Annotated in this window: 12 protein-coding genes and 1 tRNA gene; 3 read left to right on the top strand and 10 right to left on the bottom strand. The window is 66.9% G+C overall.

Annotated features, from left to right (window positions below):
* Window positions 1–11: 11 nt before the first annotated feature.
* Entirely contained in the window at window positions 12–2,840 is a 2,829-nt protein-coding gene (locus tag AC3IR9_RS01375; protein WP_489293547.1) for a TonB-dependent receptor plug domain-containing protein, read from the top strand.
* A 635-nt stretch (window positions 2,841–3,475) separates the two neighbouring features.
* Here the strand turns inward: AC3IR9_RS01375 and rarD are convergent.
* On the bottom strand, window positions 3,476–4,381 hold the full coding sequence (gene rarD / locus AC3IR9_RS01370; protein WP_489293546.1) for an EamA family transporter RarD: 906 nt from the start codon (window positions 4,379–4,381) through the stop codon (window positions 3,476–3,478).
* A complete protein-coding gene (gene yedA, locus AC3IR9_RS01365) occupies window positions 4,378–5,277 on the bottom strand; it encodes a drug/metabolite exporter YedA (RefSeq protein WP_489293544.1) in 900 nt (299 codons plus the stop codon). The genes rarD and yedA overlap by 4 nt, the downstream gene beginning before the upstream one ends.
* A gap of 220 nt (window positions 5,278–5,497) precedes the next feature.
* Between yedA and AC3IR9_RS01360 the strand changes: the two genes are divergently transcribed.
* On the top strand, window positions 5,498–6,832 hold the full coding sequence (locus AC3IR9_RS01360; RefSeq protein ID WP_489293543.1) for an MFS transporter: 1,335 nt from the start codon (window positions 5,498–5,500) through the stop codon (window positions 6,830–6,832).
* Between the two features lie 97 nt (window positions 6,833–6,929).
* On the opposite strand, the gene AC3IR9_RS01355 is transcribed toward AC3IR9_RS01360, so the two are convergent.
* From AC3IR9_RS01355 to AC3IR9_RS01340, 4 genes are all read right to left on the bottom strand, one after another.
* The gene (locus AC3IR9_RS01355) at window positions 6,930–8,582 is read right to left on the bottom strand and encodes a M28 family metallopeptidase (RefSeq protein ID WP_489295661.1); all 1,653 of its coding nucleotides are present in this window, start codon (window positions 8,580–8,582) and stop codon (window positions 6,930–6,932) included.
* A gap of 95 nt (window positions 8,583–8,677) precedes the next feature.
* A complete protein-coding gene (locus AC3IR9_RS01350) occupies window positions 8,678–9,610 on the bottom strand; it encodes an MBL fold metallo-hydrolase (RefSeq protein WP_489293542.1) in 933 nt (310 codons plus the stop codon).
* Between the two features lie 30 nt (window positions 9,611–9,640).
* Window positions 9,641–9,979 carry a hypothetical protein gene (locus AC3IR9_RS01345; RefSeq protein ID WP_489293541.1) on the bottom strand — a complete coding sequence of 113 codons (339 nt, stop codon included), beginning with the start codon at window positions 9,977–9,979 and terminating at the stop codon, window positions 9,641–9,643.
* 131 nt (window positions 9,980–10,110) lie between these two features.
* Window positions 10,111–11,406 carry a tryptophan--tRNA ligase gene (locus tag AC3IR9_RS01340; RefSeq protein ID WP_489293539.1) on the bottom strand — a complete coding sequence of 432 codons (1,296 nt, stop codon included), beginning with the start codon at window positions 11,404–11,406 and terminating at the stop codon, window positions 10,111–10,113.
* Between the two features lie 108 nt (window positions 11,407–11,514).
* On the opposite strand from AC3IR9_RS01340, the gene AC3IR9_RS01335 reads away from it, so the two are divergent.
* Window positions 11,515–12,339, top strand: coding sequence for a hypothetical protein (locus tag AC3IR9_RS01335; protein WP_489293538.1), 825 nt, complete (start codon window positions 11,515–11,517; stop codon window positions 12,337–12,339).
* Window positions 12,340–12,437: 98 nt separating this feature from the next.
* On the opposite strand, the gene AC3IR9_RS01330 is transcribed toward AC3IR9_RS01335, so the two are convergent.
* From AC3IR9_RS01330 to AC3IR9_RS01315, 4 genes are all read right to left on the bottom strand, one after another.
* Window positions 12,438–12,659, bottom strand: a complete 222-nt coding sequence (locus AC3IR9_RS01330) for a CsbD family protein (protein ID WP_489293537.1) — start codon at window positions 12,657–12,659, stop codon at window positions 12,438–12,440.
* Window positions 12,660–12,846: 187 nt separating this feature from the next.
* Window positions 12,847–12,984 carry an entericidin A/B family lipoprotein gene (locus AC3IR9_RS01325; protein WP_489293536.1) on the bottom strand — a complete coding sequence of 46 codons (138 nt, stop codon included), beginning with the start codon at window positions 12,982–12,984 and terminating at the stop codon, window positions 12,847–12,849.
* A gap of 230 nt (window positions 12,985–13,214) precedes the next feature.
* Window positions 13,215–14,135, bottom strand: a complete 921-nt coding sequence (rocF, locus tag AC3IR9_RS01320) for an arginase (RefSeq protein WP_489293534.1) — start codon at window positions 14,133–14,135, stop codon at window positions 13,215–13,217.
* Between the two features lie 122 nt (window positions 14,136–14,257).
* Window positions 14,258–14,333, bottom strand: a tRNA-Thr gene (locus AC3IR9_RS01315).
* Between the last annotated feature and the right edge of the window lie 25 nt (window positions 14,334–14,358).

Here is a 14,358-nt window from a genome sequence, read left to right as displayed (position 1 = left end):
AAATTGCACGGATGTATTTGAAGACCCACCCGCTGCGCAACGCGATTGCCATCGCGCTTGTTGCCAGCTGCAGTGCCCCTGCCTTCGCCCAGACCGCCACTGACGGCGCCACCACGCTGGACCGCATCGAAATCACCGGCTCGCGCATCCGCCAGGCCAGCGTGGAAACCGCCCAGCCGGTGGTCGCACTGAACCGCGCGGAGATCGAGAAGAAGGGCTACGTCAACGTCGCCGACATCCTGCAGGACATTACCGCCGCCGGCGCGCCCAGCATGAGCCGCGCCAACTCGCTGAACTCCGGCCGCGACTTCGGCGGCATGTATGTCAGCCTGCGCAACCTGGGCCCGGAACGCAGCCTGGTGCTGATCGACGGCCGCCGCATGGGCGTCAGCGCGGGCGGTTACGCCGACCTGGCCGCGATCCCCTCGGCCATCGTCGAGCGCGTGGAAGTGCTCACCGACGGCGCCTCGGCCCTGTACGGCTCGGACGCCATCGCCGGCGTGGTCAACATCATCACCCGCAAGAATTTCGACGGCGGCGAAGCCAGCATGTACGTCGGCCAGTACGGTGAAGGCGATGGCCAGAAGCGCGCCTACAGCGCTACCTTCGGCAAGACCTTCGACCGCGGCTGGGTTACCGTCGGTGCCGAACGCACCAAGGAAGACGAAGTACTCGGCGGCGCGCGCGCGTTCACCGCCTACCCCAATGGCGAGCGTCACCCAAGCGATGGCCTCAACAGCAACACCCCGTGGGGCTCGGTCACCGTGGGCGGCAAGGTCCTGACCGTCGGCCCGGGCGGCGACCCTACCCATGCGGCCAACTTCGGCGCGGCCGATCCGGCCAACGGTGCCAACACCAAGACCAACATGAGCCTGCTCACCGGCATGGAGCGCACCTCGGTGTTCGCCAACGGTGGCTTCTCCATCACCGACGACCTGCGCCTGGTGGCCGATGCGCTGTACAGCAAGCGCGAGTCGACCAAGCACCTGGCCGGCTACCCCTACTCGGTGACCGCCGCGCAGGCGCGCAACGGTACCCGTGCCGCCCTGTCCAAGGACAGTGCATTCAACCTGTGGGGCCAGGACGTGCTGTTCTCGCACCGCAGCGAAGAAATGCCGCGCGGCACCGAGAACACCCTGGAAACCAAACGCGCCAGCCTGGGTCTGGAAGGCACGTTTGAAACCGGTGCGCGTTACTGGGACTGGAACGTCAGCTACATGTACAACCGCAATGAAGGCGAGCGGAGTGGTACCGGCAGCATGTACCAGCCCAACGTCAACCAGGCCGTCGGCCCGTCGTTCCTGGATGGCAACGGCGTTGCACGCTGCGGTACCGCCGGCAACGTGATCGCCGGCTGTGTGCCGTGGAACCCGGCCGCACCGATGGGGTACACCGGCCCCGGCGCGTTGAGCAACCCGGAGGTGCAGGACTACCTGTTCAGCCGGTTCGTGGACACGATGCGCAGCACCACCAAGGTGGCCAGCGCCAACATCTCCGGCGCGCTGTTCACCCTGCCCGCCGGCGACATGCTGGCGGCGATGGGCATTGAGCACCGCAGCGAAGAAGCCAGTTACACCCCGGACGTGAAGGTGCAGAACGGCCAGATCGCCGGCACCAGCGGCCAGCCGACCCGGGGCGATTATTCGCTCAACGAGGTTTACCTGGAGCTGCAGATTCCGTTGCTGGCCGACCTGCCGTTCGCCCGCGAGCTGTCGCTGGACATGGCCGGCCGTTACTCGGACTACACCAACTTCGGTGGCACCACCAACAGCAAGTTCGGGCTGAAGTGGAAGCCGGTCGACAGCCTGCTGGTACGCGCCACCTACGGCACCGGTTTCCGTGCGCCGACCGTGGATGACCTGTACGGCGGCACCGTCAGCAGCCGCGATTCGTTCACCGATCCGTGCGACACCGCCTTCGGTACTGCCGCCACCAGCGCCACCGTGGCCGCGCGTTGCGCCGCACTGAAGGTGCCGGCCAACTTCCGCCAGCTCAACAGCGACGGCACCGTTGCCAGCAAGCCGGGCCAGCAGGCCACGGTGGACTTCAGCTCGGGCTCCAACGTGAACCTGAAGCCGGAAACCGCCAAGACCTGGACGGTGGGCCTGGTGTACAGCCCGGAGTTCGTCTCCGGCCTGGACCTGAGCCTGGACTGGTGGAAGATCCGCATCGACAACGCCATCGTCGGCGAGTCGGCCACCAATATCCTGGAGCAGTGCTACGTGCAGGGTGTGGATTCGGCCTGCGGCCGCTTCACCCGCGCCGCCAACGGCCAGGTCAACGGCCTGGACCGGTCGCTGGTCAACGCCGGTTACCGCGAAACCGCCGGTTATGACGTCAACGTGCGCTACCGCCTGCCGGAAACGACGATCGGCACGTTCGCGGTCAACTGGAACACCACCTACACCGACTACCTGGAGCAGCGCAACGACGATGCTGCCACCACGCCGGTGGAGCAGCTGGGCGGCTGGGGCGGCAACTTCCGCGTGCGTTCCACCTTCAACCTGGACTGGAGCTACGGCAACCTGGGCATCGGCTGGACCGCGCGTTACTACTCCAGCATGAAGGAGAAGTGCTCCTACATGGACGAGTGCAACCTGCCGGCATTCAACTCGCCCTACACCGATGCATCGCCGACCAACAAGGTCGGCTCCAACACCTTCCACGACGTGCAGGTGCGTTACAGCCTGCCGTGGAACGGCACCGTGTCGGTGGGCCTGAACAACGTGTTCGACCACCAGGGCCCGACGATGTACAGCCAGCCCAACAGCAGCTTCACCTACTACGGCGGCTTCGACATCGGTCGTTTCATGTACATGAAGTACCAGCAGCGTTTCTGATCCACGGCTTACTCTCTCCAAGCCGTTGAATGGAAGTAAGGCGGCGCTCTCGGGCGCCGCCTTTTTTGTGGTTGTTCGCCCATCTGCGGGGCAAACAGAAACGTGCCTTGACGCTTACCAGACGCAGCCGTCGTTGGGTCGGGCGCTGGGGCCCCATGCCCTTGGAGGCGAAATAAAGGGGGAGGGGGCGGCCGCAGGCCGACGCCGGAGGACATTCGCCGGAAAGGGCATGGGCCCCAGCGCCCGACCCAACGACCACCGTCAAAAAAAGCGTGGCGTCCACTTGCCCACCGCAAGCCGAGCCCCGTAGCAGCCGGTAGGCCCCTGGGCAAAATCAAGGAGGAGGCCGCCCGCGGCCGGGGGACATTTGCGCCAGGGGCCTACCGGCTGCTACGGGGCCCTCATGCTCGCGACCGGCCCGATCGGAGACGCCAGTCAATCCAAATGGCGCCTGCACACCTGGCCTGCGGCGTCGCGTCGTGCTCACTCTGCGACGGCCCTTGCAACAAGACGCTCCCCTCAGATGGGAGAGGAACCTTTTTTGTTCGCAACAGAACGGGCGCGCGGCGCGGCGATGATCATTGCCTGGCGGTATCGACCCCACCCTGCGGAGCTTCAGCCGCTTTACACCCCCCTCACCGCCGCCGCGTGCGCCACACGCTGTCGCCGATGAACAACAGCAGCCCGGTCCAGATCGCAGCGAAGCCGATCGCCTTGGCCGTATCGAACGGCTCGCGGAAGAAGAACACGCCCAGCAGCAGGCCCAGGCTGGGCGCGATGTACTGCAGGATGCCCACCAGCGACAACGGAATCCGCTTCACCCCATAGGCGAAGCCGATCAGCGGCAGGGCCGTGACCGCACCGCCCAGGATCAGCAACGCGTCGTTCTTCCAGCCCCAACCGCTGAAGAACCCGCCGCCGTGGCCGTTCTCGCTCCACAGCGCAAAGCCGATCGCCGGCAGGAACAGGTACAGGCTCTCCACCCCCAACCCCGCCACCGGGTCGACCGAGATCATCTTGCGCAGCAGGCCATACAATCCGAACGAACAGGCCAGGCCCAGCGCGATCCACGGCGGCGTCCCCGCATCGATGGTCAACCATGCCACGCCCAGCGCCGCGCAGCCCACCGCCAGCCACTGCAGCGCGCGCAGGCGCTCCTTGAGCACCACCACGCCCAGCACCACGCTGACCAGCGGATTGATGAAATAGCCCAGGCTGGTTTCGATCACGTGTCCGGCGTTGATCGCCCAGATGTACAGGCCCCAGTTGAACGCGATGGCCACGCTGCTCAACGCCAGCGTCGGCAGCGCGCGCTTCTGCGCGGCAATCGGCTTCCACCAGCCGGCGCCCTTGCTCAACAGCAGCCACGCCACCACCAGCACCGTGCTCCAGATGATGCGGTGGGCGATGATCTGCTGCGAAGGCACCGCCCTGAGCAGGTGCCAATACACCGGCACCAGGCCCCACAGGGTGAAGGTGAAGGCGGTGATCGCCAGCCCACGCCGCTGCTCCTGCGCGCTGTGTTCCTGCAGGCCGCTCATTTGGCCAGGGTCCGGGCCAGGGTCAGCACCAGCACGCCGGCCAGGATCACCGCCATCGCCAGCACGTCATGCAGGCCGAAATGCTCGCCGCCGATCAGCGTCCCCAGGATCACCGCGATCACCGGGTTGACGTAGGCATAGCTGGCCACCAGCGCCGGGCGCACGTTGTGCAGCAGCCAGACGTAGGCGGTGAATGCCACGATCGAGCCGAACATGCACAGGTAGGCCACCGCCAGCATGCCCCCCAGGCTCGGCCATTGGGTCGGCCGCTCGCCGGTGGCCAGGCCCAGCGCCACCAGCATCACCCCGCCGCACAGCATCTGCCCGGCGGCGGTCATGAAGGGGCTGGGCAGGTCCAGCCCGCGCGCCCAGACCGAGCCGAAGGCCCAGCCGATCGGCGCGATCAGCAGCAGGATCAAGCCCTGCGGCGACGCGGTCAGGCTGCTGCCGGCATTGAGCCAGACCACCCCGACAAACCCCACCGCAATGCCCAGCCACTCGCCACGGCTGGCGTTCTGGCCGCGCATCGCGGCAAACAGCGCCATCCACAGCGGCACCGAGGCCACCGCCGTGGCCGCCAGGCCCGACGACACCGTGCGCTCGGCCAGCACCACCATGCCGTTGCCCAGCACCAGCATGGTCAGGCCCATGATCGCCAGGTTGCGCCACTGGCGCCGGGTCGGTGCGGCCATCCCGTGCCAGCGCAGCACCGCATACATCAGCGAGCCGGCGATGATGAAGCGCGCGCCGGACACCATCGTCAACGGCAGCGCCCCGCCTTCCAGCGCCAGCCGGATCCCCAGATAGGTGGACCCCCAGACCACGTACACCAGCAGCAACGCGAGTACGACCAGGCCGCTCCGGGGAGCCGCCGCTGCGGGTTCAGGTGAAGACATGGCACGGCACCATCCGGGGGAACACGGATTCTAGGCCACTGCAGCGTTCGGATCACCTCGGCCGGCGGCATGCTGTTTCCGCCCGGCGTGCCGCTGGACCGCGTCGGCACCTGTCGTTGACGTAGGTTAGGGTAGGTAGGTGGGCGAGGTGCCGGATCCCTGCGTTCCGGACCCCGCCGCTACCCGCCACATCGTTTCCCAGCCAGGACACCTTCCCTGCATGAGTACTTCCCTCCCCGCCCCTGCGGCAACCACCGACCGGGCCGCACTACGCCGCTCGATCTCCAACACTCTCAAAGGCTCGGCCGGCAACCTGGTCGAGTGGTATGACGTCTACGTCTACTCGGTCTTCGCGGTCTACTTCGAATCGCAGTTCTTCTCGGCCGCCGACAAGAACTCCACCATGTATGTGTGGGCGATCTTCGCGGCCACCTTCCTGATGCGCCCCATCGGGGCCTGGTACTTCGGCCGTTTCGCCGACCGTTACGGCCGGCGCCTGGCGCTGACGGTGTCGGTGTCGGTGATGGCCGGCTGTTCGTTCCTGATCGCCATCACCCCCAATGCCTCGCAGATCGGCATCTGGGCGGCGGTCATCCTGTTGTTCGCGCGCCTGCTGCAGGGCTTCGCCACCGGGGGCGAGTACGGCACCAGCGCCACCTACATGTCCGAAGCGGCCATCCCCGGCCGTCGTGGCTTCCTGTCTTCGTTCCACTACGTCACCCTGGTCGGTGGCCACGTGCTGGCGCAGCTGACTCTGCTGGCCATGCTGCTGTGGTGGGACAAGCCGCAGATCTCCGAGTGGGGCTGGCGCATCGCCTTCGGCATCGGTGGCATCGCCGCCATCGTGGTGTTCTGGCTGCGGCGGAGCATGGATGAGTCGCTGCAGGTGGAGTCGATCGAGGCGGCCAAGGAAGGACGGGCCAAGGCATCGGGCTCGATGTACGAGCTGTTCGTCCACCAGTGGCGTCCGTTGCTGCTGTGCTTCCTGATCACCGCCGGCGGCACCGTGGCGTTCTATACCTATTCGGTCAACGGGCCGAAGATGATCCAGAGTGCCTTTGCCGGCGATGACGTCATGACCGGTACCCTGATCAACCTGGGCGTGCTGACCTTCCTGATGGTGCTGCAGCCGATCGGCGGCTGGTTGTCCGACATCGTCGGGCGCAAGAGCCTGCTGGTGTTCTTCGGCATTGGCGGCGTGCTCTACACCTGGTACCTGATCACCCAGCTGCCGCACCAGCACGATCCGCTGATGGCCTTCGTGGTGCTGGCGATCGGTTTTGTCATCCTCACCGGCTACACCTCCATCAACGCAGTGGTGAAGGCCGAACTGTTCCCCACCCATGTACGCGCACTCGGCGTGGGCTTCGGCTATGCGATGGCCAACTCGCTGTTCGGTGGCACCGCGCCGCTGCTGTACCAGGGCGCGCTGAAGACCGGCCACGTCAACGAGTTCGCGATCTATGTCACCGCGGTGATTTCGGTATCGCTGGTGGTCTATGTGTTCTTCCTGAAGAACAAGGGCCCGAACTGGCTGGACGGTACGCGCCAGTAACATGCCTCACGCGGCCACCGGTGATCCGGTGGTCGCGTGGCGGTCGTGCCGGCCGCAGGCCGGCAGCCTCGGCAACCCGGTCAGTGCGGTACGCCGATCAGCGGCGCGCCGCGTCGCTCTGCTCGCGCACCTTGCGGAATTCCGAACCTTCTTCCCACTGCGGCCAGCGCCGGCTGTTGGCCAGCTCTGCGCCGAGGTCGTAAACCAGCAGGGTGTCGGCGGCATGGCCGCTGGCATCCCACTGCGGGGTCCAGGCATCGCAGGCCTGGTGGTAGCACGCGGCAAAGTAGGCATCGCGCAGCTTGCGGCCCTTTTCCACCCCACCGTCGGTCATGTCCAGCCCCGGCCCGATGGTGATTGCCGGCACGCCCAACCGCGCGAACGCGAAATGGTCGGCACGGTAGAAGAAGCCTGCTTCCAGGTTCGGGTCCGGCGAGTAACTGCGGCCGCGTGCCTTGGCCACGCGCTCCAGGTCACCTTCCAGCGACACCCGGCCCTTGCCCCACGAAGCGATGTCGCGGGTAGGACCGTCCGGGCTGAACATCTCGATATTGAGCACCGCAGCGGTCTTGTCCAGCGGCGCCAGCGGGTGCGCGGCGTAGTAGCTGGCGCCGAGCAGGCCCTTTTCTTCGGCGGTCAGTGCGACGAAATACAGCGTGCGCTGCGGCTGCGGGCCGGCGGCGAACACCCGCCCCAGCTCGAGCACGGTGGCCACGCCGGTGGCGTTGTCGATCGCACCCCGGCGGATGCGGTCGCCCTTGGCATCGGGCTGGCCGATCCCGAACGCATCCCAGTGCGCGGAGAAGATCACCGCTTCATCGGCATGCGCGCCGCCGGGCAGCTTGGCCACCACGTTACGGGTGATGACCTGCTCGCGCTTGAGCTTGAAGTTGACCGACAAGGTGGCATCGCCCAGCGTGACCGGTGTGAACCCGGGGGTCATCGCGCGGCGCTTTTCCGCATCGAAATCCAGCCCGGCCTCGGCAAATACCTGCTCGGCCACGCTGCGCTGGATCCAGCCGCGCACCGGCACGTGCTGGGCCAGCGCCTGCGCCTGGGTGCGTTCGATGTCGAACAACGGCGAGGTGCCCGAGCTCTTCACCGTCGCCCAGCCGTAGGCGGCCGGCGCGGTCTCATGCACGATCAGCACGCCCTGCGCGCCGCGCCGTGCGGCTTCTTCAAACTTGTAGGTCCAACGCCCGTAGTAGGTGACCGCCTTGCCATCGAACGCGCCGGGCTGTTCGGTCTCGAAGTCCGCGTCGTTGATCAGCATCACGGCGATCTTGCCGTGCAGGTCAACGTCCTTGTAATCGTTCCAGTGGCGCTCGGGGGCATCGATGCCGTAGCCGACAAACACCAGCGGTGCGTCCTTGATCGCCACTGCCTGCTGCGGGCGCAGGCTCTGCAGGGTCACGTCCTCGCCATTGGCCAGCGCGCGTGTCTTGCCCTTCTGGCGCAGCTGCGCACGCACCGGGCCATCCACCTGGGCACGCACCATCGGCACCGGCTGCACCCAGCTGCCGTCGACGCCGCCGGGCTGCAGGCCGTACTTGCTGAATTCCTCGATCAGGTACTGCACGGTGCGCTCTTCACCGGGCGTGGCCGGCGCGCGGCCTTCAAACTCGTCCGAGGCCAGGATGCGCACATGCCGCGACAGCGCATCGGCGTCGATGCCGCCACCGGGCAGATCGTTGGCCGCGTAGGCCAGGCCGCCCACGAACAGGCAGGACGACAGCAGCAGCATGCGCATCGGATTCACGGCAGACACCAGCAACGAAAGCAAGGGTCTGCGAGTGTAACGTGACACCTGCATGACCGCGCAACGCGCCCGGTCAACGCTTTCGGTCAGCGGCGATCGCGATCCAGCCAGCAGGCCAGGCCCTGTGCATTGAGTTCGATATCCATCGCCAGCACCCGGGTCACGGCGGCATCGTCGAGCCGGCACCCATGCGCCTGCGCGCGTTCCAGGTACAACGCGGTCAACGCGGCGACCAGGCAGCGATGGCGGTCCGGGCGCCCGTCGCACTGCTGGCCGATCTCGACCATCGCATCAATCTGCTCGACCAGGTCGGCGGCCAGCCGTGGCACATCGCCGACGCGGCCGTAATGGGTGAGCAGCATCGCCTGCGGCTCGAACGCCAGCAGGCGCGCGATCGACTGTTTCAGCGGTTCCGGATCGAACTGCACCGGTGAGGAGGTCGCAATGATGAACGCGCCACGTTCGCTGTCCAGCTCGCGGTAGGACAGCCCGAACGTATCGCCGGTGAACCAGGCGCGGCTGCGTTGGTCCCACACGCACAGGTGGTGGCGCGCATGCCCGGGGGTGTCGATGCACAGCAGGCTGCGCCCGGCCAGGTCGACCCGGTGGCCGTCTTCGGCGATCACCATGCGATCGGCGGCCACCGCCAGGATCGGCCCATAGCTGCGCGCGATCTCCTCCGCGCCGTACACCGCGGTGGCACCGGCAATCAGCCGGGTCGGGTCGAGCATGTGCGGTGCGCCGCGCGGATGCACCACCAGCCGCGCGTTCGGCAGCTGCTGCATCAACAGCCCGGCGCCGCCGGCGTGGTCCAGGTGGACGTGGGTAAGGATCAGCCAGTCGACCGCCTCGGCCGCCAGCCCGGCGCGGGCGAGTGCGGCCAGCATGGCCGGTACGGCCAGGCCGGTGCCGCAATCGATGAAGGCCGCGCGCCCGGCCTCGACCACCAGGTAGGCGGCGTCGAAGTCACTGCGCTGGAACACCGTATCGATGGTGTGGATGCTGGGGTCGAAAGTCATGGGTTCATCACTGGCGAGCTACCGGCCATCTTAGGACGATTCACCTACCGGCTTCGATGCGGCTTTGGTCGCACGCTGCGCCAACCACGGCGTGCGCAGCAGCAGGGCGCCCACCATCACCGCCAGGAAGGCACCGTAGGCATACAGCACCGCCAGCACCTGGCGCCAGATCGGCCCGGCATCGGTCTGCACGACGCCGATATGGTGGCCCCACAGCATCGCCACGATGCTGAGCACGAAGGACAGCAGCAGCGCGACCGCATCGAACCAGCGCCGCGCGGCATCCCGGGGCTGCCGCGGGAACAGCCAGTACAGCGCGCCGAGCAGCACGAACCACGGCAGGAACAACAACAACGACAACCAGGCCATCGCAGTCTCCCTCTGTAGGTACCGACCGTTGGTCGGTACGCATTGGCATTGGGCCGGTACGCATTGGCATTGGGCCGGTACGCATTGGCATCATGCCACGGCCGCGTTCCGCATCGACCAACGGTGGATGCCTACCCCTGCTCGCGCAGCGCCTGCAACGCCGCCAGCACCGCATCCACCCCGGCCTCCAGCGTGAACAGCTCGCTCTGCAGTGCATCGCCATGCTCGGCGTGCTTGAGCACGCCGATCAGCTGGCCGGCATCGCGTGGCGAGTCGAAGCCTGCGCTCTGGATCAGCAGGCTGCCATCGCCGGCCAGCAGCTTGAAGTAGAACCGCCCGTCTTTTTCGCGGTACTGCTTGAACAACGGCGGCGCGGCGCGTACGTCGCTGGCCGCGTCGCTGGCCACATCGCCGGCAGTGGACAGATCGCGCAGGCCCACCGCATGGCGCAGCTCCTTCAGCAACGGCACCGCGTACTGCTCGCGCAGCTGCTGGCCACGGCGGCGCAGCAACGCTTCGATCTTTTCCGGCTCGGCCATCAGCGCGTCGTAACGCTCGCGCAGCGGGGTCAACTCGGCATCGATGCGCTCGAACAGCTGCTGCTTGGCCTCGCCCCAGCCGATGCCCGCCGCGAAGGCCTGGGCAAACGCAGCGGTCTGCTCGGCACTGGCAAAGGCCTGGTACATCTGGAACAGCGCCGAACCTTCGGTGCGCTTGGCCTCGCCGGGCAGGCGCGAATCGGTGAGGATGGAGAACACCAGCTTCTTCAGCTCCGCGCGCGGGGCGAACAGCGGAATGGTGTTGTGGTAGCTCTTGCTCATCTTGCGGCCGTCCAGGCCGGCCAGCGTGGCGACCTGCTCGTCGATCACCACCTCCGGCAACGGGAAGTACTCCTTGCCGTACACGTGGTTGAAGCGCTGGGCGAAATCACGCGCCATCTCGATGTGCTGGATCTGGTCGCGGCCGACCGGCACCCGGTTGGCCTTGAAGATCAGGATGTCGGCAGCCATCAGCACCGGATACATGAACAGCCCCGCGCTGATCCCCGCATCCTCGTCCTGCTGCTCCTCGCGGTTCTTGTCCACCGCCGCCTTGTAGGCATGCGCGCGGTTGAGGATGCCCTTGCTGGCAATGGCGGTCAGGAACCACATCAGCTCGGTGGTCTCGGGGATGTCGCTCTGCCGGTAGAACCACACCTTGTCCGCATCCAGGCCGCAGGCCAGCCAGCTGGCGGCGATTTCCAGGGTCGAGCGCTGGGTGCGCTCAGGCTCCTGCGCCTTGATCAGGCTGTGCAGGTCGGCCAGGAAAAAGAAGCTCTCGATGGCCGACGCCTGGCTGGCCGCGATGGCCGGGCGGATGGCGCCGACGTAGTTGCCCAGGTGGGGCGTGCCGGAGGGGGTGATGCCGGTAAGAACGCGCGTGGTCATGTGGGGATCGTTGACTGACAGGTGAACCGCGCCAGTTTACCCGCCCGGGCGCAACCCCGTTGCAACGCATGGGTCGTTCAACCCACTACCCCAACGCGGAGCCGTGCCATGAAACGCTTGATCCTGCCCCTGTTCGCCGTGCTGGCCCTGTGTGGGTTCCGGCCGGCCCCACCGCTGCCGGCCCCGGATCGTGGGCCGGTGCAGCTGACCGTGCTGGACCGTGACGCCGGCACCGTGCTGCCGCAGTACCGCGACGGCGGGCAGCGCTGGGTGGCCGGCGAGAACAGCCACCGCTACAGCGTGCGGCTGCGCAACGACAGCGCCGAACGGGTGCTGGTGGTGCTGTCCGTGGATGGCCTCAATGCGATCACCGGCAACGTCGCCGCGCCCGGCCAGACCGGCTATGTACTCAACCCCTGGCAGAGCGCGGACATCAGCGGCTGGCGCAAATCGCAGGATGAGGTGGCCCAGTTCGTGTTCACCTCGCCGGGGCGCAGCTATGCCGCGCGCACCGGGCGGCCGGACAACATCGGGGTGATCGGGATTGCCGTATTCGGTGAAGCGGTGGCGCGTACGTATCCGCGCGGACCGATGATCGAGCGCCGCACCGCGCCCCGGCTGCGCGACCAGCCCCAGGCCGCCGAGGCCATGGCCGACAGCGCGCAGGCCCGTTCGATGTCCGCCCCCGCCGCCCCGGCCCCCGCGCAGCGGTTGGGCACCGGCCACGGCGCACGCGAGGCATCGTCGGTGCGCGATACCACCTTCGAGCGCGACAGCCGCCTACCGCTCCAGCAGCTGGAACTGCGCTATGACAGTGAACGCAACCTGCGTGCGCGCGGCATCCTGCCGGGTCCGCAACCGCGCGGCGATGCGCCGCGCGCCTTCCCCTCGCAGTACGTGCCCGACCCGCCGCAGGACCGCCGCTGGCGCTGAGGGCAGCACACAGCATGACGCCACGGGCCGCAGATGCGGCCCGTGGCGGGTTTCATACCCCTCGATGACGCTGCCGCGATCACGCGGCACGGCCTGCGTCAGCGGAAATCCGGATAGTCGTCGCGCATGGATTTCTCGAAATCACGGACCTCGGTTTCGGCGCGATCGCGTGCCCAGCCATAGCGTTCCTGCAGGCGCCCTGCCAGGTATTCGGCATTGCCTTCGGCCACCTTGAAATCGTCGTCGGTCAGGTCGCCCCACTTTGCCTGCGCCTTGCCCTTGAGCTGGGTCCACTTGCCGGAAATGATGTCTTTGTTCATGGGTTGGCATCCTTGAGTGCAACGGCATGTTCGCCGCACCCCCACCATGCAGTGACACACGTTCGTCGCCGGTCAAGCGCGGATGAAACGGATGCTCACCTGCTTGAATGACGCTGAATGAAACCCTCGCGCCCAGAAAAAAGGCCGGGAAGTCCCGGCCTTTTCCGTTGACGCCTGATCGCGTGGATCAGTTGCCCTTGGCAGCGTCTTCGACACTCTGGCCGGCCTTCTGCACATCCTTGCCGGCACCGGCAACGGTGTTGCAGCCAGACAGCATGGCCACCGAGAACATCGACAACAGCATCAGTGCAATAACACGCTTCATGGGGTTCTCCTGTTTGATCCACTTCGACACCGGAATCCGGTCCCACCTGTCAGATGAGCGCGCCGCCGTGCATTGCACGTTGCCGCTCGTCTTCCTGATCGCGGTGACGTAGTGGCTGTTGCCAGCACTGCCGCCGCGTGGGTGCAATCTGGCCGGAACGGCGTGCAGTGCATGTGAACGCACGCGGTAACCATTCAGCCACGCGCGCCCATCGCCTGAACCGGCGGGACTCAGTCGCGCATCAAGGTGGATTTGCCGAACAGGCTTTCCACCAGGTCCACCGCCAGCAGCGCGGTGCTGTTGCGGTTGTCCAGCAGCGGGTTGAGCTCGACGATGTCCAGCGACCCCATCCGGCCGGTGTCGGCGATCATCTCCATCACCAGCTGCGCCTCGCGGTAGTTGACGCCGCCGGGCACCGTGGTACCCACGCCCGGTGCGATGCTCGGGTCGAGGAAATCCACGTCGAAACTGACGTGCAGGTGGGTGTTGTCGTCGATCCCCTGCAGCGCCGCCTCCATGGTGCGCTTCATCCCTGCCTCGTCGATGTAGCGCATGTCGTACACGTCGACCTGGTGCTGCTTGATCAGGCGCTTCTCTTCCTGGTCCACCGAGCGGATGCCGATCTGGTGCACCTGCTGCGGACGGATCGCCGGGGCGTCGCCCCCCAGCCGGGTCAGCGCATCCGGGCCCAGCCCGCACAGGCACGCCACCGGCATGCCGTGCACGTTGCCCGACGGGGTTACATCACTGGTGTTGAAGTCCGAATGCGCGTCCAGCCACAACACGCGCAGGGTCTTGCCCTGCTCACGGCACCAACGCGCCACCGCGGTGATCGAGCCAATGCCGAGGCAGTGGTCGCCCCCGAGCATGATCGGCATGCGCCCGGCCTGCAGTTCGGTGTAGGTGGCCTCCATCAGCGCGCGGTTCCAGGCCACCACTTCGTCCAGGTGGCGGTAGCCTTCTACCGGCGCGGTCCACGGATTGCGCGGGCCATCCAGATTGCCCAGGTCGCGCACGTCAACGCCGCGCGCGACCAGCGCCTCGGCCAGCCCGGCGATACGCAGTGCATCCGGTCCCAGCCCTGCGCCGCGATGGCCCGCCCCGATGTCAGTGGGAACGCCAATCAGGGAAACCGGGGAGTACGTGGCCATCGGTGCTGCTCCATTGCAAAGAGGCACAGTCTAGCCAGCGCGGCCGCCGAGGACTCGCGGCGCTGCAGCAGCCACGGCACGCAGACCCGCAGCATCGCGTCGATCAAGGGAGGTCATCAACATGGTGCCGGCACCCGGATTCGAACTGGGGACCTACCGCTTACAAGGCGGTTGCTCTACCAACTGAGCTATGCCGGCATGGGCATCGCGCGCGGCGGTGCCG

It is taken from the genome of Stenotrophomonas sp. GL_101 (genome assembly GCF_057835675.1).
The sequence above is the reverse complement of the archived record's forward strand: the minus strand, read 5'-3'. Positions and strand labels throughout refer to the sequence as shown.

Coding starts and splice junctions, on each gene's coding strand:
- AC3IR9_RS01375 (WP_489293547.1), top strand. CDS start 12: ATGTATTTGAAGACCCACCCGCTGCGCAACGCGATTGCCATCGCGCTT.
- rarD (WP_489293546.1), bottom strand. CDS start 4,381: ATGAGCGGCCTGCAGGAACACAGCGCGCAGGAGCAGCGGCGTGGGCTG.
- yedA (WP_489293544.1), bottom strand. CDS start 5,277: ATGTCTTCACCTGAACCCGCAGCGGCGGCTCCCCGGAGCGGCCTGGTC.
- AC3IR9_RS01360 (WP_489293543.1), top strand. CDS start 5,498: ATGAGTACTTCCCTCCCCGCCCCTGCGGCAACCACCGACCGGGCCGCA.
- AC3IR9_RS01355 (WP_489295661.1), bottom strand. CDS start 8,582: ATGCGCATGCTGCTGCTGTCGTCCTGCCTGTTCGTGGGCGGCCTGGCC.
- AC3IR9_RS01350 (WP_489293542.1), bottom strand. CDS start 9,610: ATGACTTTCGACCCCAGCATCCACACCATCGATACGGTGTTCCAGCGC.
- AC3IR9_RS01345 (WP_489293541.1), bottom strand. CDS start 9,979: ATGGCCTGGTTGTCGTTGTTGTTGTTCCTGCCGTGGTTCGTGCTGCTC.
- AC3IR9_RS01340 (WP_489293539.1), bottom strand. CDS start 11,406: ATGACCACGCGCGTTCTTACCGGCATCACCCCCTCCGGCACGCCCCAC.
- AC3IR9_RS01335 (WP_489293538.1), top strand. CDS start 11,515: ATGAAACGCTTGATCCTGCCCCTGTTCGCCGTGCTGGCCCTGTGTGGG.
- AC3IR9_RS01330 (WP_489293537.1), bottom strand. CDS start 12,659: ATGAACAAAGACATCATTTCCGGCAAGTGGACCCAGCTCAAGGGCAAG.
- AC3IR9_RS01325 (WP_489293536.1), bottom strand. CDS start 12,984: ATGAAGCGTGTTATTGCACTGATGCTGTTGTCGATGTTCTCGGTGGCC.
- rocF (WP_489293534.1), bottom strand. CDS start 14,135: ATGGCCACGTACTCCCCGGTTTCCCTGATTGGCGTTCCCACTGACATC.